The organism is Parasaccharibacter sp. TMW2.1890 (assembly GCF_023337645.1).
Lineage (GTDB): Bacteria > Pseudomonadota > Alphaproteobacteria > Acetobacterales > Acetobacteraceae > Bombella > Bombella apis.
The window spans coordinates 97,401-117,744 of the sequence record NZ_NWUV01000003.1 but is presented as its reverse complement, the minus strand read 5'-3'; the positions used below and the strand labels follow the sequence as shown (position 1 = coordinate 117,744).

At 61.8% G+C, this 20,344-nt stretch carries 18 protein-coding genes and 1 tRNA gene; 9 read left to right on the top strand and 10 right to left on the bottom strand.

Translation table 11 applies throughout. From position 1 onward, the window contains the following. Window positions 1-47: 47 nt before the first annotated feature. The 5 genes from CPA54_RS07215 to CPA54_RS07195 all read right to left on the bottom strand — a co-directional run bounded on the left by CPA54_RS07215 (window position 48) and on the right by CPA54_RS07195 (window position 6,595). Window positions 48-644 (bottom strand): histidine phosphatase family protein, encoded by a 597-nt coding sequence (locus CPA54_RS07215; protein ID WP_043559071.1) that lies wholly within the window; start codon window positions 642-644, stop codon window positions 48-50. 89 nt (window positions 645-733) lie between these two features. Continuing rightward, window positions 734-1,669: a ribose-phosphate pyrophosphokinase gene (locus CPA54_RS07210; protein ID WP_249085961.1), complete on the bottom strand. Its 936-nt coding sequence runs from the start codon at window positions 1,667-1,669 to the stop codon at window positions 734-736. A 160-nt stretch (window positions 1,670-1,829) separates the two neighbouring features. After that, window positions 1,830-4,067 carry a DnaJ domain-containing protein gene (locus CPA54_RS07205; protein WP_249085958.1) on the bottom strand — a complete coding sequence of 746 codons (2,238 nt, stop codon included), beginning with the start codon at window positions 4,065-4,067 and terminating at the stop codon, window positions 1,830-1,832. 225 nt (window positions 4,068-4,292) lie between these two features. Next, on the bottom strand, window positions 4,293-5,312 hold the full coding sequence (locus tag CPA54_RS07200) for a hypothetical protein (protein ID WP_193599751.1): 1,020 nt from the start codon (window positions 5,310-5,312) through the stop codon (window positions 4,293-4,295). Window positions 5,313-5,431: 119 nt separating this feature from the next. Then, window positions 5,432-6,595 (bottom strand): energy transducer TonB, encoded by a 1,164-nt coding sequence (locus CPA54_RS07195; protein ID WP_227449735.1) that lies wholly within the window; start codon window positions 6,593-6,595, stop codon window positions 5,432-5,434. On the opposite strand from CPA54_RS07195, the gene CPA54_RS07190 reads away from it, so the two are divergent. The 7 genes from CPA54_RS07190 (at window position 6,594) to CPA54_RS07160 (ending at window position 10,731) form a co-directional block, all read left to right on the top strand. Beyond that, window positions 6,594-7,253 (top strand): DNA-3-methyladenine glycosylase, encoded by a 660-nt coding sequence (locus CPA54_RS07190; protein ID WP_043559077.1) that lies wholly within the window; start codon window positions 6,594-6,596, stop codon window positions 7,251-7,253. The two genes, CPA54_RS07195 and CPA54_RS07190, sit on opposite strands and share 2 nt — an antisense overlap. A 116-nt stretch (window positions 7,254-7,369) precedes the next feature. Beyond that, window positions 7,370-7,588 (top strand): translation initiation factor IF-1, encoded by a 219-nt coding sequence (gene infA / locus CPA54_RS07185; protein ID WP_043559458.1) that lies wholly within the window; start codon window positions 7,370-7,372, stop codon window positions 7,586-7,588. 31 nt (window positions 7,589-7,619) lie between these two features. Then, window positions 7,620-8,240 carry a Maf family nucleotide pyrophosphatase gene (locus CPA54_RS07180; RefSeq protein ID WP_249085956.1) on the top strand — a complete coding sequence of 207 codons (621 nt, stop codon included), beginning with the start codon at window positions 7,620-7,622 and terminating at the stop codon, window positions 8,238-8,240. A 6-nt stretch (window positions 8,241-8,246) separates the two neighbouring features. Beyond that, complete coding sequence (locus tag CPA54_RS07175) at window positions 8,247-9,305, top strand: ribonuclease E/G (protein WP_249085955.1); 1,059 nt, start codon at window positions 8,247-8,249, stop codon at window positions 9,303-9,305. After that, on the top strand, window positions 9,302-9,499 hold the full coding sequence (locus CPA54_RS07170) for a DNA gyrase inhibitor YacG (protein ID WP_043559082.1): 198 nt from the start codon (window positions 9,302-9,304) through the stop codon (window positions 9,497-9,499). The genes CPA54_RS07175 and CPA54_RS07170 overlap by 4 nt, the downstream gene beginning before the upstream one ends. 131 nt (window positions 9,500-9,630) lie before the next feature. After that, a tRNA-Phe gene (locus CPA54_RS07165) sits at window positions 9,631-9,706 on the top strand. Window positions 9,707-9,870: 164 nt separating this feature from the next. Further along, window positions 9,871-10,731 carry an aldo/keto reductase gene (locus CPA54_RS07160; protein ID WP_192848685.1) on the top strand — a complete coding sequence of 287 codons (861 nt, stop codon included), beginning with the start codon at window positions 9,871-9,873 and terminating at the stop codon, window positions 10,729-10,731. 57 nt (window positions 10,732-10,788) lie between these two features. Here CPA54_RS07160 and CPA54_RS07155 read toward each other — a convergent pair whose 3' ends face one another. Beyond that, the gene (locus tag CPA54_RS07155) at window positions 10,789-12,687 is read right to left on the bottom strand and encodes a glycoside hydrolase family 32 protein (RefSeq protein WP_081562421.1); all 1,899 of its coding nucleotides are present in this window, start codon (window positions 12,685-12,687) and stop codon (window positions 10,789-10,791) included. A 243-nt stretch (window positions 12,688-12,930) separates the two neighbouring features. On the opposite strand from CPA54_RS07155, the gene CPA54_RS07150 reads away from it, so the two are divergent. Both CPA54_RS07150 and CPA54_RS07145 read left to right on the top strand, forming a co-directional pair. Next, entirely contained in the window at window positions 12,931-13,911 is a 981-nt protein-coding gene (locus CPA54_RS07150) for a bile acid:sodium symporter family protein (RefSeq protein ID WP_043559087.1), read from the top strand. An 86-nt stretch (window positions 13,912-13,997) separates the two neighbouring features. Next, on the top strand, window positions 13,998-14,495 hold the full coding sequence (locus CPA54_RS07145) for a DUF892 family protein (protein ID WP_143539845.1): 498 nt from the start codon (window positions 13,998-14,000) through the stop codon (window positions 14,493-14,495). A 71-nt stretch (window positions 14,496-14,566) separates the two neighbouring features. Here CPA54_RS07145 and htpG read toward each other — a convergent pair whose 3' ends face one another. The 4 genes from htpG to CPA54_RS07125 form a co-directional block, all read right to left on the bottom strand. Continuing rightward, window positions 14,567-16,441 (bottom strand): molecular chaperone HtpG, encoded by a 1,875-nt coding sequence (gene htpG / locus CPA54_RS07140; RefSeq protein WP_086431594.1) that lies wholly within the window; start codon window positions 16,439-16,441, stop codon window positions 14,567-14,569. Between the two features lie 173 nt (window positions 16,442-16,614). Continuing rightward, window positions 16,615-17,412, bottom strand: a complete 798-nt coding sequence (locus CPA54_RS07135; RefSeq protein WP_249085953.1) for an SDR family NAD(P)-dependent oxidoreductase — start codon at window positions 17,410-17,412, stop codon at window positions 16,615-16,617. A 112-nt stretch (window positions 17,413-17,524) separates the two neighbouring features. Then, complete coding sequence (locus CPA54_RS07130; RefSeq protein ID WP_249085951.1) at window positions 17,525-19,270, bottom strand: Hint domain-containing protein; 1,746 nt, start codon at window positions 19,268-19,270, stop codon at window positions 17,525-17,527. A 282-nt stretch (window positions 19,271-19,552) separates the two neighbouring features. Continuing rightward, a complete protein-coding gene (locus CPA54_RS07125) occupies window positions 19,553-20,332 on the bottom strand; it encodes a copper resistance protein B (RefSeq protein WP_408734682.1) in 780 nt (259 codons plus the stop codon). Between the last annotated feature and the right edge of the window lie 12 nt (window positions 20,333-20,344).

The following is a 20,344-nucleotide window of genomic DNA, read 5'->3' as shown; positions in this document are numbered from 1 at the left end:
GCTTCCTGACAGAGACGGAAGCGGCCTTTTCTTCAGCGGGGGAAATCTCAGGCCGAAAGCAGTTTCAGCACCCAGCCTTCTTCCTCCGGCGTGGCCTTCAGCGGTACGGCATTGGGCAGACGGACATTGATCTCCAGCCCCATGGCTGCCCGCAGCCCACGGAACAATGCCCCATGCGCCACGATCAGGGGGGCTCCCTCTCCAGCCTCCTGCGCCCTGTTGAGCGCCTGGACACCACGGGTCTTCAGCGTGAGGAAATCCTCACCCTTTTCCGGGACAAACGTGCCGTTGATCCATGTATTGTACCAGTCTCCCATCGGCTGGCCTTCCTGCACACCAAAGCTGACCTCCTGAAGGTCTGCATCCTTTATCAGCGGCAGATCAAGGCCCGTCCGATCCCGGATCGCATCCCGCACATGCTCGGCTGTGACGAAAGCCCGCTTGAGCGGAGAGCTTACGATATGCGTGAAGGGCCGCATCCCCGCCTCGAACAGGTCTGCCAGCTGGCGGCCTGCCAGGCGGGCCTGTGTCAGGCCGGTCTCATTCAGGGGAATATCCGTCCGCCCCTGGGAGAGATGGCGTGCATTCCAGTCCGTTTCACCATGACGGAGAAACCAGTACGGTTCTGCCCGAAGCTGTGTCATTTCCTGACCCTCCCCAAAATCCCGTCAGAGCGTGGCGGGACCTGTCTCATGCCCCTGGCCACGCAAAGCACCTCTCAATCAAAAAGATCTCAGTCAAAAAGAGTGGAGACCGAGCTTTCATCCGCCACGGCCCGGATGGCACGGCCCAGCAGATTGGCCGTAGGAATCTGCCGGATGTTGGACGTTGCCTTCAGCTCATCCGTCGCAGGGATGCTGTCTGTCAGGGTCAGCATGGAAAGCGGGCTGCTCTGCACCCGCTTGCAGGCATTGCCTGTCAGCACACCATGCGTCACATAGGCCTCCACCCCGGCAGCACCGTGCTTCATCAGGGCTTCAGCAGCATTGCAGAGAGACCCGCCGCTATCAATGATGTCATCCACCAGTACGCAGAAACGGCCGGACACATCGCCAATCACATTCATCACTTCAGACACACCAGCGCGCTCACGACGCTTGTCGATGATGGCCAGGTCCACATTCAGCCTGCGGGCCAGCTGACGGGCCCGCACCACCCCACCCACATCCGGCGAAACGATCATCAGTTTTCCCGGGTCCTGGTGACGGGAAATCAGGTCCCGCACAAAGAGCGGTGCTGCGTAGAGGTTGTCCGTGGGAATATCGAAAAAACCCTGAATCTGCATGGCATGCAGGTCCATCGTCAAGATGCGGTTGGCACCCGCTTCTGTCAGCAGATTGGCGACAAGCTTGGCACTGATGGGCGTGCGGGGACCGGACTTGCGGTCCTGCCGGGCATAGCCAAAATAAGGCATCACCGCCGTGACACGGCGTGCAGAGCCGCGCCGCAGGGCATCCAGCACGACAAGAAGTTCCATCAGATGATCATTGGTTGGCATGCAGGTGCTCTGAAGGACAAACATGTCCTCCCCACGCACGTTTTCCTGAATCTCGACAAACACCTCACCATCCGCAAAGCGGCGAATGGATGTCTTGCACAAAGGGATTTCAAGCTCATCAGCCACAGCCTGGGCCAGAGGCAGGTTACTGTTGCAGGCAACGATCTTCATGACGGGTACTTTTCATAGAAGGACGGTAAGATGCGGTTCAGCTCCTTCTATCAGCCCGCCCGATCAATGTCATGATTTTCCAGCAGACCTATTTCGGAACGATTAATTTACCACCTGTTTACCATGAAATGCCGTATGCTCTCCCGTCCACGCCCACAGGTCAGAACCGCCGGTACTGCCGCACATAACGATAGGCCTGTGTGATTTCCGCCGTCCGGCGGACAGCCTCCTGATAGACGTCCCCGCCAACATGGGCAAAACGGTCTGGATGGTGCTGCTTGACAAGCCGCCTGTAGGCACTGGTGATCTCCTCATTGGAAGCCCCCTCGGAGACCTCCAGCACAACATGCCAGGCCCTGTCCGCAGGGGGCGCATTTCTGGCCCGCTGCCAGTCCCGCCGGGCTTGTTCACGCCGCCGCTCTGCCTCTTCCCTCTCCCAGGCTCTCTGCTGTTCCTGCCGCCGCCGCTTTCTGGCCGTCTCTGCCCTGTTCACCTGAAGCAGCAGACCGTGCACATGCACCGAACAACGCCGGAAATCCTGCCATGAACGGCCAGCCTCCAGCTCCTCCAGCACGTTCCGGGCGGTCTCGCCACCCATCGGCTGCACCAGCGCAGACAGAAACCGGAACGCCTCCCGCAGGCGCCGGGCCACGAGATGGTCCAGCAGAAGCTGACCATCAGCAAGAGCCAGCTCGCTGATCCAGCCAGCCCACATCATCCCGACCGCCTGATACGCTTCCTGCTCCCTGCTGGAGGCGAAGCCGGAAGGTGGCGGATCCGTCTCAGGTTCCGGTTTCTGCCGGGACGTCCGGCCTGTCTTTTCCGAGAACTGTTTCAGTGTTTTGGCATAGCGGTAGGCTTCGGTGATCTTCTTGCTTTTTACCACGGCTGCCTCGTAGGCAGCACCTCCCTCCTGCGCAAAGCGGTCCGGGTGATGCTGCTTCATCAACCGCCTGTATGAGGCCGTGATCTCCTCGGCAGAGGCCGTTGCAGAAACCTCCAGCACGATATGCCAGGGCTCATCCTCCGGTGGGGCGGAGCCGGACTGTCTGGCCCGGCGATAGGCCTGTTCCCGCTCCTGCTGCTCCTGCGCCGCCTCTTCACTGCCTGCCTGAAAATGCTCCCGCAGAAACGCCAGAACCTCTATGGAAAAACGCTGGAAGCCTTTCCAGCTCTTTTCCTGCCGGGCCTGAAAGAACAGGGCCCGCAGGGAGGCAGGCAAAGACCCTGCCTCCCTTTCCAGCAGAGCCTTCAGAAAATCGAAAGCGTCATCCCTGCGCTTCTCCAGAAGAAGTTCGATGAGATCCTTTATAGGGCGAACCCCTGTCCCCTCATAAAAGCTGCTCCACAACAGTCCGGACTGCTGATAGGCCTCCTCTTCCTCCCTGGACGGAAACTCTGACGACTGGGCGGAATCATCCTTCTTTTCTGCAGAGCGGAGGCCATTCACAATCAGACCGACAATCAAAAAAAGCAGCCCCTTCCAGCTGAACAGCCAGGTGATGAAGCTCCAGATCAACCGGACGAGCCTTACGGGCAAAAGAAGGATGAAGATCAACACGTGCCAGACGCCCGCCAGAACGGCCCCGCACATATGAATGACAGCCCCCAGCAACCAGAACGGCACGGACAGCAGGGAAAAAAGTCCCCCCGCCGTTTCATGATCCTCTGTCTGGGGAGATGCAGCCTCCTGCTGGGGAGCCGTACTGTCTGGAGACGGCGGGGATGGCTGAGGCCCGGCCGCACCGGCTGTTCCACTCTGCCGCAGGATGGACGCAACCAGTCCATCCCCGCCGACTGTGCCTGCCTCTGCCTGACGGGGTGCAGCACGTTCAGGTGGGGACGGAGAAGCCTCAGATGGGGCCGGAGCAACAGCCAGGTCCGGCATCAGCACCCTGGCATCATCATCTCCCAGAAATCCGTCCCGGCTGGGCTGCCCGGCCTGCTCCTGCCAGCGCAGGATGGCCCGCCGGGTCGCCTCGCCATATACGCCATCCGGCACGACGGCAGCCGGCAGAAAGCCGAGCGCCTGCAGTTTTCTTTGCAGGGCAATATGGGCATCAATCGGACGGGTCGCTTCCTCATGCGCACGACCTGTCAGGCGGGAGCGGTATCTGTCCGCAACCTGCGCCACAACCCGCTGGTAGCATTGGGCCTGGCTCTCCCCCTGCACACCCGCCGGTGGAAAACACGCCTGCAACGGTGCAAGATCATGGATCAGCTCCACCTTCAGCTGGGGAAGACTGTAGGCCGCACTCTGATGGCGCAGGGCATAATAGGCCTGATCCAGAACCAGTTCACTTCTGGCTGAATCAGAATCCGAACAGAGAAGAACCTGTCCCGGTTCGTTCCTGTCCATCCGGCTACAGTCAAAGTCAGGATGATAAACGTCGGCCAATACAGGCTGACAATGCACAACGGCCCATGAAACCAGTAGACATTTCAGAAAAATGGAACGCATGACAGGCCAGCAAATATCAATCTGCAACCTGTATAAGTTGGTTGATACACCCTGTCCATTCGAGGAAACGTCTATCCTGTGCGGGATTTCAGAGAAACGGGGACACTCCCTGTAGCAGGAAATGTCCCCGTTCCGTCTGTTCCCAGAAAGGCCGGGCTGCCATCATCTGGGGGCACTGCCCTCCGGCTCCGGCCCTGCAACGAATTTTTTCATGCCATCCTTCTCACGGGACGCATCCCCGCCAATATCGGACGGAGCCGTCGCCGCCTTGCGAGACCGGCCTGAATAGTTGGTAACGATGGTCTTCACCGCTTCGGCAGCCTCCTGCGCCGCAGCACCGGCCACATCAGCCCATGGGCCATCCAGAGAATGTGCGGGAACATCATGAACCTGAGTGGCCGCCCCGGCCTCCACGCCCTGTGGGGTTGTCACGTGCCAGACGATGGTAACCTGCTGTTTCGGCCCCTCTCCCGGCGGAGGAGCATCCGGTGAAGGCTTGATGCTGACCACGGTTTTCACGATGTAATCCGCCCCAGTGCGTGTGGTCTGCACACTGTTGTGGCTGTCCGGCAGCATCATGTAGAACGCCTCGGCCAGAGACTTGTTGCCATCACCCGGGGCGCCCTGTACCCCCTCGAAACAGATGCGGGCCGAACGGTGCATGAGACTCTGCGGGTCATCCATCATCATGCGGGTCTGTATCTCTGTCAGCTCACGGGCGATTTCCGGGGCCATCTGGAGGGCCACCGTGTTCAGGGCCGCCGGGTCGGCGCTGCGCCAGCCTTCCTCATCAATCACGGCACCAAAGCCACGGGCCTTCACCTTGCCATCCGGCCCGACAATCGCATAGCGGGGGCGGATACCCCCATTCTCCGCCCGGACAGCCCCCAGCCTGACCCACCAGTCCCCCGGCTCCGGCACCTTCGCCACGGCAGGAATGGATTGCCCCACCAGGGCGATCACGACATCCCGTGCCCACATGGCCGTAGGCGCCCGCCATGGCGCTTTCTCTGGCACGGGAACAGGCACGGCCAGCCGGGCAGGCGGAATGTTGTCCCTGACAAGATGCTGGGCCTGATTGCCCGGATTATGGGCAAATGGCTTGTACACCTGCAGGCACCCCCCCAGTCCGAGGAGAGGCACACACAGCCCTGAGAGCAGCAGCTTACGACAGAAGCGCATGAACAGCCCACTTTCCCTGCAATATTTCTGGACAAGAGCCGACCGGACCCGACCGGCAGGCCCCGCAACTTAACGCCCTTTCCCTCTCCTGACCACAGGGGGAGCGCTGGCCAGAGCCCCTAATGGCGGATCAGCATGTAATGGATCGTCACATCCAGATCAAAATGGTCACCCTGCATGTCCGGCGGAACGGGAGGGAGCTGCGCCCCCTGGAACATGCCTGTCGTGGCGGCATCCAGCGCATAAGAGTTTGATGAATCCGTCAGCCGCACACGGATGACCTTCCCGCTCCTGTCAATCACTACATGGACGGAGGATGGCCCCTCCTCCCCGTTCTGCACAGCCTCATCGGGGTAGAACATGTGGTTCCGCACCCAACGGTCAATCTCGCTCCCATAATCGGAGCTGACACCCCGGACGCTGCTGCTCGTCTTGTACGGCGCATTGATCTGCCCATTCAGGCTGAGCGGCCCGAGAGAGAAATCGACCGGCCCCCGTGTCCCCCCATGGCGCCCCCGCTTGTGAGGATGCAAGGCTGGCTCACCATCAAAGGACAGATCCATCGGGTGAGCGAAAGGGTTCGTCTCGCTCTGCCGGGTCATACGCTGATGCGTCGGGGTTGCCCGGCTCCGGCGGGGGCGACGGGGAGCAGCCCTGGAGAGCGGCTTTTCCGACATCTCCGCACGGGTCAGCTCCCCGGTAGGTGAGGGGGCCGTCGGCGGGGAAGACGGCGTGTGAGGCGTCGGCTCCATCGGGGCTGGGGTTGCCTCCTCCGGCGTGGTCGGCGCTGGAGCGCTGGCCGCACCACCAACCTCATGTGTCGGCTCCCCCTTCATGCTGTGCTTTGCCGGAGGGGCATCAAACACCATCTCCACCTGCGGCTGCTGTGCACCATTTGGCGTACCATGCACGGCAGCGCTGGTCTGCATCATCAGCCAGAGGGCAATGCCATGGACACTGGCCGCCAGAAACAGCGGCCCGAACAGTGGTGGATCGACCAGAACCTGCGTCCGCCGCATGGGGGTGCGCGCTTCAGTCCGCAACCCGGCCACGGGTTCGGCATGATCTCCCAGCCGCTCCCGGCGCCTCTGCAAAGGGGCGTCCTGCATCGTCACGGGCGGAAAACCCGCTGGCAAAAAGAGGGGCGCAGACTGATAAGGATCATGACCCCTCCCTTGTGCCTCAAAAAGGGCCATATTGTCATCACCGGAAAAGTGCCCCACCGCTACTTTTGTGTAACCCCCTTCCACCACCATCAGCCCCATGAAGAAAGTCCGTTCCATGCATCCACCTGCCTGCCTTGCCCGGGATGCCGATCTGGCAGCCTTCATCGCCACCGTCGGCCCCTGCCGCCTGCACGAACAGGCTGCGCCAGACCCGCAGACAGTCGATCCCTATGCCTCACTCATCAAGGCTGTGACGGGCCAGCAGCTCCACAATGCTGCGGCCAGGACCATCTTCAGGCGTCTCTGCGCCCTTGGGGCCGACCATGACGAAAACGGGCCGCCCCCTGCACCACAGGAACTTCTGGCCCTTGATGATGCCACCCTGCGCCGCTGCGGCCTTTCCGCCACCAAGGCCGCCAGCCTGCGGGCCATCGCCCGGGGGCGGCTGGACGGGCTGGTACCCAGCCTCGCTGAAGCCCGCCAGCTGGATGACGCCACACTGATAAAACAGCTGACAGCCCTGCGTGGCGTGGGACAATGGACAGTCGAAATGCTGCTCATCTTCCATCTCAACAGGCCGGATGTCCTGCCAGCGGGCGATCTTGGCGTTCAGGAAGGATGGAAGAGGCTGAAAAAACTGCCTGTCCGCCCCACACCCCGCCAGCTGCGGGACGCCACGATGGGCTTCAGTCCCCATCGCTCCACACTGGCATGGTACTGCTGGCAGGCCAAAGCCCGCCTGCCTGATCCCGCTCCACCCAGCAAAAAACCTTGACGTCCCACCTCCGTGCCCGCACATAATGCGCCGTCATGACGGGGCTGCAGGCCAGGCCTCTCCAGAGCTGGCCCGTGGCCCACACAGTTTCTACCCACTTCCTGCAAGGGATATTCATGCCTAAAGAAGACCTGATCGAATTTACCGGCACGGTGACTGAGCTTCTGCCCAATGCCATGTTCCGCGTCACGCTGGACAATGAGCACACCATTCTCGCCCATACGAGCGGCAAGATGCGCAAGAATCGCATCCGCGTGCTGGCCGGTGACCGGGTCAATGTCGAGATGACCCCTTACGACCTCAGCAAGGGTCGCATCACCTTCCGCTTCAAGTAAGACAGCGGAAGACAGGACCATCTCTTCCCTCATGGCTGATTCCTCCCGGCCCGCCCTCATCCTGGCCTCTGCCTCGCCCCGCCGCATCGCCCTGCTCCGCCAGATCGGGGTGGAGCCGGATGCTGTCTGCCCGGCAGACCTGGATGAAACCCCGCAGAAGGACGAACTTCCCCGTCCCCATGCGCTGCGGCTGGCCCGGGCCAAGGCGGCCCATGTCGCCGCCCGCCATGATGGTCCCGCCCTCATCATCGGGGCTGACACGGTCGTGGCGGCCGGGCGGCGCATCCTGCCCAAAGCAGAAGATGCCGAGACAGCCCGCCGCTGCCTCACCCTTCTCTCCGGCCGCCGCCACAAGGTTTTCACCGCCGTGGTCTGCCAGCCGACAGCAGACTGGACCGAAGGCCGCTACTGCGAGCGTGTGGTAGAAAGCCACGTCATCTTCAATCGCCTGACACCCCGGCAGATTGACGCCCTCATCGAAGGGGGAGACTGGCACGGCAAGGCTGGTGGCTATGGCCTTCAGGGGCAGGCGGCCGCCTTCATCCGACAGGTCGGGGGAAGCCCCTCCAGCGTGATCGGCCTGCCCCTGTTCGAGACCGCCCAGCTGCTCCGGGGTCAGCCCCTGCCCGCCGGACAGCACTGGCTGCGCTGACACGGCATGGAAATCCGTCTTGCCAGTGCGCCCGGAGAAATCCGCATCGCCCTGCTGAAGGACGATGCGCTGCTGGATGCTGCCCTCTGGCGGCCCGGTGCGCCGGATGGCTGGGGGGATGTCCATATCGTCCGCATCACCGCCCATGCGCCAGCCCTGGGCGGGGCTTTCGTCGAGCTGGCCAGTCCAGCCTGTACGGGCTTCATGAAAGGGCGCAAACTCCCTCCCGAAGGCAGTCTCGTCCGTGCCCAGGTGACCCGTTCGGCACAGAATGGCAAGGGCCTGCGCCTGCGTGCCCTCCCATGGCCGGAGGACATGGAGGCCGGAACTGCCCCCCGCCGTCTCACATCCGGTCCCACGCCACTGGATGAGATTCTGGGGCTGGCCCCATCAGACTGCCCCATCCTGACCGACAGTGCCGCCCTGGCGGCCCGGTTGCCGCCCCGTCTTCATGCCCGCCTGCACCGGGTAAGCCGCAGCTTTGATGAGGTTCTGGAGGCCGACTGGGCCGCCCTGACCAGCCCGGATGCCCAGGTCGGACCGCTGACAGCCCATATCACGCCCACCCATGCCCTCACCGCCATTGATCTGGACGCCCATCAGACCCCGGACTTTGCCGCCAATCTGGCCTGTTTCGGCCCACTCCTGCGGGAAATCCGGCTGCGCAATCTCTCCGGTACCATCCTGATCGACCCGGCAGGTGTCCGCAGCAGCAAACGGCCCGCCCTTGTCCCGTTCCTCCGCAAGGCAGCGGACAGGGAGCAGGACCCGCTCCAGCCCCGCATCACCGGCATCACGCCCGGTGGCCTGCTGGAAATGACCCGCCCCCGCCATCGGGCCCCGCTGCATGAGCTGTACGCCTCACCCCACGGGCAAGGGCTGGCCATCCTCCAGCGCATCGCCAGTGAGGGGCTGAAGGGCGACCGGCTCCACGCACCACCAGCCATCATCCAGGCACTTGAAGCCGATTCCGGGGCGCTGGAAGACCTCTTCCATCTCACAGGCCATCGCCTTACCCTCCTCAGTCATCCCGTGCCTCCATCATCCTGCTGGAGTCTCTCATGAGCTGCCCGATCTGCCAGAAACCCACCATGCCCGCCTTCCGCCCGTTCTGCTCCCAGCACTGCGCTGATGTGGACCTTGGCCGTTGGTTCAAGGGGGATTACCGTGTGCCGTCCCTGCGGCAGGACAACGACCCGGAAGAACTGGAGGCCGAGGCCGCACGGCTGGCGGAGGAAACCTCCCGCCACAGGCCCTGATCCCGGGGGCCATAACCCGCTGAATCAGCCCGCTGATCCGTGCATTTTCTTCTGCAAAGAGGGTTGATAACCCGCCCTGCATAGGGTAAACCCCTCTCCATAGCCGGGTGGCCCTGCTGCCATGGCCCGGTGCCCAAGTAGCTCAGTTGGTAGAGCATGCGACTGAAAATCGCAGTGTCGGTGGTTCGATCCCGCCCTTGGGCACCATTTTTTATTCCCTGAAAAACTGGCTGACGTCCGCCACAAAGCGCCTCTTCTCCCATGGCGTGGCAGAACCTCCGTGCGAAATGCCTTTTCCTCCGTCCGGCACAGGCTTACCCTGTGCACACGGGGGCGAGTCCGCTCGTCCGTGCCCAAGGGAAGGATATCATATGACCACGACTCCCTATCCTACTGTCACACTCAGAAACGGCATCACGCTTCCAGCGCTCGGCATGGGCACATGGCGTATGGGCGATGATGCAGCCCTGCGGGCCCACGAAGTCCACAGCCTGCAGAGCGGGCTGGATTCTGGCCTCAGAATCATCGATACGGCAGAAATGTACGGCCATGGCCGCTCAGAAGAAGTGGTCGGCGAAGCCCTGCGGGGGCGAAGGGATCAGGCATTTCTCATCAGCAAGGTCCTGCCGGGCAATGCCACCTCCAGAGGAACGATAGAAGCCTGCGAACGCTCGCTTAGACATCTCAACACGGACCATCTGGACCTTTATCTCCTGCACTGGCCCGGTTCCACTCCCTTCACCGAAACGCTCTACGCCTTTGAAACACTGAAGGAACGGGGGCTGATCCGGGACTGGGGGGTTTCCAATTTCGATACGGCCGACATGAACGATCTGGCTGAGCTGGGAGCCTATCCTCTCGTCAACCAGATTCTCTACAGCCTGGAATATCGTGGCACGGAGTATGACCTGCTGCCACGGGACGAACAGGCGCACATCACCAGCATGGCCTATTGCCCGATCGGCCAAGGGGGCGAGCTGCTGCATCACCCTGCCCTGCGGGCCATTGCCCACCAGCATGAAACCAGCCTCGGCCGCGCCACACCGGCGCAGATTGCCCTGGCATGGGTGCTGCGTCGCAGGAACATGATCGCCATTCCCAAAGCCGGCACGCCCCATCATCAGGCCCTCAACATCGCCGCTCAGGAAATCCGGCTCTCCCATGACGATCTGGCGGCCCTTGATGCAGCCTTCCCGCCACCTGATGGCAAGGAAACGCTGGCTGTCATCTGACAGAAACGGCGCCCCTCCCACCTTCGGGGCAGAGAGGGGCGCCAGAACAAAGGGCCGTTACCCCTGTTCCATGCGGTCCATCGTCTGCCGCAGGGGATACAGAGCCATCTGATGAATGACAGCTGCCGCATTGGTGACCTGGAAACTCAGCGTCTCCAGAGGGTTGGCCGGATAGATCAGGGCCGTGCCGACGGACATGCCCTCATTGGCGAAGACCTCCAGCGTACAGGCATCCAGCACGATCCGCAGGTTGAAACGGCGGCTGCCCGGGACAAGGGCAGAAGAGAAGGTGCCCGTGAAGAAGGGATGGGTAAAGCCATGCAGGTTGCTCCTGTCCAGCCAGAGCTGGCAGGAGAAACCATCAAAACCGATGCTCAGGCTCTCTCCCTGATGGTTGGAGAAGGCCACGACAAAACGTCCGGCACGCCCATGGTCTCCATCTGGCAGGGTACTGCCCCGGTCTTCCAGAGAGACATCCAGCAGCAGCTCCACGGCCTCGCCGGTAGGCAGAGACACCTGCCGACTGCTCTGGGGCTCCAGACGGGACAGGGTGAATGGGATGGCAGGACGCCGCAGGGCCTCCAGAGCATAAGGAGTCTGGGCGATACGCAGCCAGCCTGACGTGTCACGCCGCAGCACAACCTTGCGAGGAATGGTCATGACGCCACGCCAGCTTTTGTTGGGCAGCTCCTCACAATATTGCCAGTTGTCCAGCCAGGCGACATAGACCGTCTGGTTGCCCGGCATGTTCTCGTAAGTCTGGAGGGCGTAGCTGTCCTTGCCGAAATCTGTCAGATCCACGATCGTATCATCCGGCGTGAAGCGCTCACCATCGAACTGGCCGACAAAATACTGCGTGATGCTGCCCCCCTGCGGCCCACCAGGATTGATGGACACGAACAGGACCCAGCGTTTTTCACCGGGCGTCTCGCCTTCCACCTCTACCTCGGCCAGCCCCGGACATTCATAATCCACGCCAGTAATGCCAGATGGGCCAAAATCACTCAGATGCATCCAATGTTTCAGGTCGAATGACCCATAAAAGGACACCTTGTGCTCCCGGGAGCGCACCACGACCATGACCCATTTTTCAGTCGGGGCATGCCAGAACACCTTGGGGTCACGGAAGGAATTGTGCCCGATATCCAGCACCGGGTTCCCTTCATAATCCTTCAGCGTCTGCCCTCCGTCAGGGCTCCAGGCAATATACTGTGTCTGCCGCTGCGGCGTTGCCCGTGTATAGATGGCGACCAGGCCACCCGCCATTGGCGGCAGGGCCGGAGACATGGGGACGGGTGACTGCTCGCGGGAGACAGGATCATCCCCCAGCTCCTTCAGCAGGCTGGGGGAGGAATTCGCCCCTTTCAGAAGATCGTGCGACTGCCTGTCCACAAGGCGCCGTGCCTGCTCATCCTCCGGCAGTGACGGAAAAAGCTGGGCGGCCTTCTGGGCAGCTGTCTCGACCGACCCCGGCTGAGGCTTGTCCTGCGTGCGGGGCGGAAACAGACCAGAACGGTTGTCCCTGTCCAGCACGGCACAGCCGCTGTAGGCCTCTCCGGCTTCCGTCTCCCGAATCGCAATCGGCAGATCCTGCCATGTATAGAGGTCCGTGCTGACGGCATGGCCCCAGTGCACATGGCCTGCATAAGGCCCAAATGGATTGTACTGGTAATAGAGATGGTAATAGCGTCCATCAAAGATCAGCCCGTTCGGATCATTCATGAACCCGGTGGAGGGTGAAAAATGGATGCGGGGGCGGTACTGCTTGTCGGCCAGTGTCTCATGCACGGGCTGCGGAGCCGCCGCCGCCGCATTGCCCGGCTCGGCATGGGCATTGTTGGGCTGTGCCGGTGCGGCGCTGCCTCCACCCCCAACGGCTGCACGGGCTCTGCCATTGCCCAGAAGGGCACCTGCCGCCAGAAATGATCCCAGAACCATACGTCGATTGACGGTCATCCTCTGACCCCCCTCTCTACGATCTGATGGAGATGGCCCTGTCCGAAGGCCTGCCGGGAAAATGCCTCTTTCCAGCCCTCTCTGGCAAGCCATTCCTTGACCGTGACACGGAACGGACATCTTTCCCTGGTGCCACGCATTGGCAGCCCGGACCTTCTGTTTTACCGTCCCTCTGTACCAGCGGCCCCATACAGGGCACGCTTTCGCCACCATGATGCCACAGCCTTGCAGGGACACCGCCCGATGAAACGCCTTGATCCTTTCCTGATGTGCCTGATCGGCGCTGTTCTGCTGGCCTCCTTCCTGCCCTGCCCTGTTGTGTGGCAGCCCTGGCTCTCCCGCCTGACATCACTGCTCATCATGCTGATGTTCTTCTTCCAGGGAGCAAAGCTGAAACGCCGTGCATTGCTCGACAGCGTGAAAAACTGGCGGTTGCAGGGCTGCACGCTGCTCATCACCTTTGCCGTGTTCCCCCTGCTCGGGGCAGGCATGTACTGGCTTGCCTACCGGCTGTCCTCCACCGGTTTTCTGGGGCCGGACCTCTGGGCCGGGATGCTGTTCCTCTGCTGCCTGCCCTCCACCATACAGTCCTCCATTGCCCTGACCTCCATGGCCCGGGGCAACGTCCCGGCCGCCATCTGTGCGGCTACGGTCTCGAACATTCTGGGCATCCTCATCACCCCCCTGCTCTGTGGCCTTTTCTTTGATCACGGCAGCAGTGGCGGGTCTGGTCTTCAGACCATCCTGAACGTGGCAGAAGAACTGCTCCTGCCCTTCATTCTGGGCCAGTGCGTGCAACGCTGGCTGGGGCCGGTTGTCCACCGCCACAAGTTTCTCATCTCATGCAGTGACCGTGGCTCAATCATCGTGCTGGTCTATTCCGCCTTCAGTGCAGCGGTGCTTCAGGGGCTGTGGCATCGCATTCCGCTCATCCTGCTGGCCGGTGTCGGGGTGGCGGATGCCCTGCTGCTCGCCCTGGCCCTCGGGCTCACCTATCTGCTGGGCCGGATGATGGGCCAGAGCATCGAGGATGACATCACATTACAGTTCTGCGGCTCCAAGAAGGCCCTGACATCCGGCGTGACCATGGCCAGCGTCATCTTTCCCGGTTCGGCCGGAATCATCGTCCTGCCGCTGATGATCTTCCACCAGCTCCAGCTCTTTGTCTGCACCGTCATCGCCCGCCATTATGCGCAACGCCCCCAGCAGCCGCACGAAACCTGACCAGCTCCACTGGAACGGGCTTGCCTTCCGCCGAAGGACAGGGCACCCATGGAGGTTCCCTTCCCCTTTTCGTCATGGAGACAGACGTGCCACGTCATCCTGCCGAACAGCCCTCCATACGCCGTACTTACCGTGACCGCCTCCATGCCCATCTGGTCCTGACGGGCACGTTGCGGGAGAGCCTGCTGGAGCTGCTCAGCCGTCCGGCCGCTCCACCCCCTCTCCAGCACTGGATCACCACCATCCTGGACCAGAACCGGGAGCAGGAGCGGCAGGTCGCCCACCTCCTCCGCACGCATGGGGAAAAACCCCGCAACGACTCCGACACGCTCTCTGGCCTGCTGGACACGGTGGTGACCTGCTTTCCCTCGGGGGATGTTCCCGTCCATCTTCTGGGCGTGATGCTGGACATTGCGGGCTGCATCGCCCGGCTGCGTACCTCCCTTGCCCTGCTCCTGCTGCTGGCAGAAAAACTCTCCCTGACAGAGGATGCCGCCATCCTCACGGAGCTGCGCCAGAACAGCCGGAATGCGTCCCGCAGCCTCAAGGAAGTCCTGCCTGCACTGCTGACGGACGAAGACTGAGGCTCAACAGAAAAGGGGCTGCACGACCCGGCGTGCAGCCCCTTCCTTTTCATCAGACGATCTGCCTGAGATTACTTTTCGACAGTCCCGGCAAGCAGGCCTGCGAGCGTGCGGGCAAAGCCGCTGGGGTCGGGCAGGGCCTCGCCTTCCTGAACACGGGCAAGGTCCAGAAGGATGCGGGCATGTTCTGCGACGCTCTCGCCCTTCTCCACACGTTCGGCCAGCGCACGGATGAGCGGATGGCGGGGGTTGATCTCCAGCACCGGCGGCAGGGCAGGCATCTCCTGACCGGAACGGCGCATGAGACGCTGCATGGCCAGGTCCGGCCCACCCTCGCTCGTCATCACCACGGCACTGCCTGTCAGACGCACGGTGCTGCGAACATCCTTCACAGCCTCACCAAGAGCGTCCTTCAGGGCGGGGGTCAGCTTCTCGACATTGGCTGCTTCACCCTGCTCCTCGGCTTCCGGTGCGAACTTCTCGAGATCACCATGCGCCTGGGCCACGGAACGGAAGGTCTTGTCCTTGTAGGAATGGAGACGGTCCGGCCAGAAGCTGTCCACGGCATCAGACAGCAGCAGGACTTCCAGCCCACGGGCACGGAACCCTTCCAGCTGGGCGGAAGCCCTGAGGGCCTTCAGATTGTCCCCGACCAGATAATAGATGGTCTCCTGCTCCGGCTTCATGCGGCTGATATAATCGTCCAGCGTCGTCAGCTCATCATCATGTGTGGAGTGGAAGCGGGAGAACTCGGCGATTTCCTGCCGGTGTTCGGAATCTTCCCACAGCCCTTCCTTGATGACGAGGCCGAAATTGTTCCAGAAACCGGTGAAGGACTCGCCACCTTCCTGCGCCCGTTTCTTGATCTCGCTGATGACACGCTTGGTCACGGCCTTGCGGATGCGGGCCAGAACCGGAGTGGACTGGAGCATCTCGCGAGAGACGTTCAGCGGCAGGTCATCCGTATCGACCACACCCTGCACGAAACGCAGCCAGTTCGGCACCAGACTGGCTTCATCCGTGATGAACATGCGCTTCACATGCAGGTGCAGGCGGCTCTCACGGCTGCTCTGCTCCATGAAGTCGAACGGACGGGCACCGGGGAGGAACAGCAGGGAGGCGAACTCGACCGTGCCTTCGGCCTTCCAGTGCAGCGTGGCGTACGGCTCATCAAACGCACGGGCCACATGGCGGTAGAACTCGGTGTATTCCTCGGACGTGATCTCGGATTTTGGACGCAGCCAGAGGGCCTTGCCCTCATTGATGGTCTCTTCCTTCTCCTTGCCATCCTCGTCCGGCTCGTGCAGCACGACTGGCCAGGCGATGTGATCGGCCCATTTGCGGATGATGCCACGCAGACGCCACGGATCAATGAATTCCTCAGCATCATCCTTCATGTGCAGGACGATGTCCGTGCCCGGGCGGTCACGCTCGGCAGGGCCAAGGCTGTAGGAGCCCTTGCCTTCGGACACCCAGCGGGCGGCCACATCCTCACCGGCACGGCGGGAGACGACATCCACCTTGTCCGCCACCATGAAGGCGGAATAGAAACCCACACCGAACTGACCGATCAGGTTCGGACGCTCCTCCGGCTTGGCATTGCTCAGCTTCTCACCAAACGCCTTGGTGCCGGAACGGGCAATGGTGCCAAGATTCTGGGTCAGCTCTTCCGGGCTCATCCCCAGTCCGTCATCGGACAGCGTGATGGTCTTTGCGTCCTTGTCGGTGGAAATATGGATGGACGGGACTTCCGGCAGGGACAGGGCCGGGTTGGTCAGGGCCTCGAACCGCCGCTTGTCCATGGCATCAGCCGCATTGGCGACCAGCTCACGCAGAAAGATTTCCCGATCGGAATAAAGGGAATGGACAACCAGATCGAGCAGCTGCCCGACCTCGGCACTGAAACTGTGCTGCTGCATCTCCGCTGCGTTTTTGCCATCACTCATGATGCGTTGCTCTCCTCCAAAATGGCAGGCTCCGTATGTGCTCCATCTTCGGCGGCCAGCCTGCCCCGCCGCTGAAAGATGGAGCAGATATGGGAGAGGCCTCCCCGGCTTTCAAGCATCCCCGCACCGGGGGAGACCTCAAGCTCCAGCATCATGATGACGGGATGTATGGCCTAGACGAGACCGAGCGATGTTCCTTCATCCACCACGATGGCCGAGCCGTGCAGTGCCACCGCCCCCGGGCTGGCAAGGAACTGCACCACGGCAGCGATGTCCTCCGGCGAGGAGAAGGTCCGCTTGCTGGGATTGGCCTCCGCCACGGCCCTGAGGGCATCCGCCTGTGAGGGATCGTTGATCAGTGCATCATGCATGGATGTCTTCACACGGCCCGGTTCCACGGCATTGATGTTGATGCCCAGCGGGCCGAGCTCGAGGGCCAGACTGCGGACCAGAGCCGTGGCCGCCGCCTTGCTGGCGGCATAGCCCGCATAGCCGGCAAAACTGTAAAATCCGCAGATGGACGAAATGGCCACGACCTTCCCGCCCGACACGTCACCCTCTTTCCGCCGGATGAAAGGCAGGGCGGCCTGCACGATGTGCCACATGCCATTGACGTTGATGCGCATCACCCTGTCGAACGCATCGGGTGTTTCATCCGTGATGGGCGTGTTGAAGAAAACACCTGCGGAATGGACCAGCACGTCCAGCAGGCCCACCCTGTCGCTGATGGTCTTCAGCAGGGCCTTCACGGCATCAAAATCCGTGATGTTCACCCCATGAGCACAGACCTGCACGTCGTGCCCGGCCTCACGCCCGGCAGCCTGCACCGCCTGCACGGCCTTGGTGTAGTCACGCTCCGGGCTGCTGCCCAGCAGGATGAGGCTGTCCCCCGCCCGGGCGAACGTCTCCGCAATTGCCAGCCCGATACCGGACGTTCCCCCGGTTACCAGTACGGTTCTGCCCTGTGCCATGATCCAGCTCCTCCCCTATATCTCATCACGCATGGCCCTGAATGGCCATCGCACCCAGATAATGGGCAGGTCGGCATGGCTTGTCCACCAGGCCGCCCCGGAGCCGGTCCTGTCAGAACATCCCTCCCCCCAGACGGATTCCTTCGGTCGGACGGGCTTTGGCAAGATACGGCCCTCCTGCCAGGACCTCGACCGACACGAACAGCGGCTGTTTCCTGCCCGGATGCACCGGCAGCACGAGGCGGGCCGCCCCGTTTGTCCAGCGGCAGGGGGCAGCCTCCTGTACATCCCAGCCATCCTGCCGGGGTGCGGAGAGGAATTCCGTCACGTTTTTCCGTTCTCCATCCTCCCAGAAGAGCTGTATCTGGCTGACAAGCACCCCGAGCCAGCGTCTGTCATCCACAAACGGACCGATGACATCACAGGGGCGACTGACACGGGAGACAAGCAATATCTCGTTGCATCCTTCGGAAAGGCGGAACAGGTAACGCTGCCCCGCCTGCCGCACCAGCGGCAGGGTCTCACCGGAAGGAGTCAGGGCGATCAGATCCGGCTCATCCACCAGCTCGCCCAGCTTCTCCATCCGGCCTCCAGACCGCCGCCGGATCGCCTCATGCAGGGGCTCCACAAATGTCCGGCTGACCCCCAGCGGAGCGGCGGCATCCGTCTCCCAACAGCCCCGGGCCCCTTCCGCCCACTGCCCCGCCTGGAAGACAAATCCCTGCCGGTTGCCCGTATCCAGGTAACTTTCTGTCAGGGCTCCATCCGCCTCGACAATGGCGTGCGGCTCTACGGCGAAATGCCAGTACTCGTACTCCTCAAGACTCCGGTCATAGACAATGGAACTGCCGTTGACCAACATGCGGACCGGCACGAAGTGCCCTTCCAGCAGGAGGCAGTGCTCCGACGTCACCAGCATGTCCTTGTGGGGGATATTGGCCCCCAGGGCGCCACGACGGATGCGCACTGGCCAGCCAGCTTCATCATCTGGCAGAGCTGGCTGAACAGTCACACGGCCCTGGCCTACCCACTTTACCCGCCTGAAGCCCTGCGGCTGGCCATCCGGTGCAAAAACGGCCACGGCATCCCCCACCGTCAGCACCTCCACGGGCACGTCACCCGTCTCGGTCCGGATCAGGCTGCCAGCCAGATAGCAGGTGATGACACCATTCCTGCCATCATCATGACCGTTGTTGCGGCTGAACGTATAGCCATACCCCGTGAGCCCACCCAACAAATCCGTCTGCGGTTTGCCATTGACCCTCAGATTGAACGGGTCCCCTTCCAGCGTGGTCGTCCGTCCGACGTTGATGAGGCCCAGTGCGCTCACGCCATCACCAATCACGGTCTGGTTCGTCGAAGGCTTATAGACAGCTCCCACCGACTGGGTGTTGGGGAAATCCATGACAAAATTGGGCGGAATTCTGGTTGTGGGATTGCCCTGCGCATCCACGAATTTCACGGGGAAATCGACACTCACGCCAAAGCCCTGTGGCTCTATCCGCAGCTCGCCAGCATTGGGGCCTACCGTGATGGTCGAGCCCAGCGAAGCACTGAGCAGGGTGGACTGGATAACCAGCCGCCCTCCATTCAGGGTCAGCCCGTTCACCACCCCGACATTGACCAGGCCACCCCCGACATAGGCCGTGGCCCCGCCCTGGACGGTAATGGTACAGTCTCCCCGCAACTGACCCAGGATCGATGACAGATCAACCTTCACCGGGTCATTGGGCGGTGTTTGATCTGTTCGGGTTACGACAATGGAAGAAATGGCCCCCAAGCCCACCAGGCTGGAAAGAGACCCGCTGCTGTAAACGGTAGCCGTTCCGGCTGACACCCTGACCAACGCCGTTGCCATAAGATAACCTGACCTTCATCATGTTCGACGACAGGGCCGCCTTAAGGCAACAGGGGTTAAAAAAAGATTACAGGCAAGCTCCTGTTGATCACATAATGTTGAAATAAACCATTTTCCGCTCTCATATTAACGGAATATTTACAGCAACCTTTTCCTGAAACACCCCAGAAAGAACTTAATCTGGGAAAGAATCTGTCACAGTAACCTGTTTTTCTTTAAAAAAGGGGAGGGAACAGCCCGCCGGCCAAGCCAGAGCCGGCAGGGCAGGCTGTTACCATTATTTCAGAACCAGCTCCTGATTCCGAACGTGAAACGGGCCTCACTTGCCCGCTCGCCTCGCTTCCGGGCCATGTGGCGTCCCTGGGTGAGGGGGGAATCATATGTAACAGCCACATAGGGAGCCATCTTGCGCCAGACCTCATAACGCAGGCGCAACCCGGTATCGATGTCCGACAGGCCTGATCCGACCTGTCGCCGGGGATCAGCCCGGCTATACAGATTCAGCTCCACCTGTGGCTGGAGAATCAGCCTGTTGGTCAGCAGGATGTCGTAAGACCCTTCAAACCGTCCCGCCACGCCACGGTCACTGAAATAACCGGTCGCCTGCACCTCAAACTGGTACAGGGCCAGTCCCTCCACACCAACCGCTCCCCAGGCACGTGTCGGACCACTGTCCAGGTCCAGCCGGAGGCCCCCCTGAAGGTTGAAATAAGTGGATATGGCCCGGCTGTAGAGCAGTTCCTGGTCTCCGTCACGGACCCTGCCTTTCGTCATGGTGCCTTCACTCTTCAGCCAGAGGCGGTTGTAGTCACCACCATACCAGGCCTCCCCATCCCAACGGAGTGAGGACCGGCCACCCGCCTGGTAGCGCCCCTCAAACTCATCCAGCACACCATGGAACCAGCGGCCCATGTCCATGGCCTGCATATGATGGCCAATATCCACGACAGGGCCGGGGGCATCAACAGCCCTGTAAACGACATGCGGTGTTTTCTTCCGCACCTGGTGAGGCGCTGGCGGGGCTTTCTGCACAGCCGGAGGCGCCGTGGTCGGCATCTCCATGTCTGCCATGTC

Coding starts and splice junctions, on each gene's coding strand:
- CPA54_RS07170 (WP_043559082.1), top strand. CDS start 9,302: ATGAGCTGCCCGATCTGCCAGAAACCCACCATGCCCGCCTTCCGCCCG.
- CPA54_RS07180 (WP_249085956.1), top strand. CDS start 7,620: ATGGCTGATTCCTCCCGGCCCGCCCTCATCCTGGCCTCTGCCTCGCCC.
- CPA54_RS07200 (WP_193599751.1), bottom strand. CDS start 5,312: ATGCGCTTCTGTCGTAAGCTGCTGCTCTCAGGGCTGTGTGTGCCTCTC.
- CPA54_RS07210 (WP_249085961.1), bottom strand. CDS start 1,669: ATGAAGATCGTTGCCTGCAACAGTAACCTGCCTCTGGCCCAGGCTGTG.
- CPA54_RS07175 (WP_249085955.1), top strand. CDS start 8,247: ATGGAAATCCGTCTTGCCAGTGCGCCCGGAGAAATCCGCATCGCCCTG.
- CPA54_RS07160 (WP_192848685.1), top strand. CDS start 9,871: ATGACCACGACTCCCTATCCTACTGTCACACTCAGAAACGGCATCACG.
- CPA54_RS07135 (WP_249085953.1), bottom strand. CDS start 17,412: ATGGCACAGGGCAGAACCGTACTGGTAACCGGGGGAACGTCCGGTATC.
- CPA54_RS07195 (WP_227449735.1), bottom strand. CDS start 6,595: ATGGAACGGACTTTCTTCATGGGGCTGATGGTGGTGGAAGGGGGTTAC.
- CPA54_RS07155 (WP_081562421.1), bottom strand. CDS start 12,687: ATGACCGTCAATCGACGTATGGTTCTGGGATCATTTCTGGCGGCAGGT.
- CPA54_RS07130 (WP_249085951.1), bottom strand. CDS start 19,270: ATGGCAACGGCGTTGGTCAGGGTGTCAGCCGGAACGGCTACCGTTTAC.
- CPA54_RS07190 (WP_043559077.1), top strand. CDS start 6,594: ATGCATCCACCTGCCTGCCTTGCCCGGGATGCCGATCTGGCAGCCTTC.
- htpG (WP_086431594.1), bottom strand. CDS start 16,441: ATGAGTGATGGCAAAAACGCAGCGGAGATGCAGCAGCACAGTTTCAGT.
- CPA54_RS07215 (WP_043559071.1), bottom strand. CDS start 644: ATGACACAGCTTCGGGCAGAACCGTACTGGTTTCTCCGTCATGGTGAA.
- CPA54_RS07125 (WP_408734682.1), bottom strand. CDS start 20,332: ATGGAGATGCCGACCACGGCGCCTCCGGCTGTGCAGAAAGCCCCGCCA.
- CPA54_RS07150 (WP_043559087.1), top strand. CDS start 12,931: ATGAAACGCCTTGATCCTTTCCTGATGTGCCTGATCGGCGCTGTTCTG.
- infA (WP_043559458.1), top strand. CDS start 7,370: ATGCCTAAAGAAGACCTGATCGAATTTACCGGCACGGTGACTGAGCTT.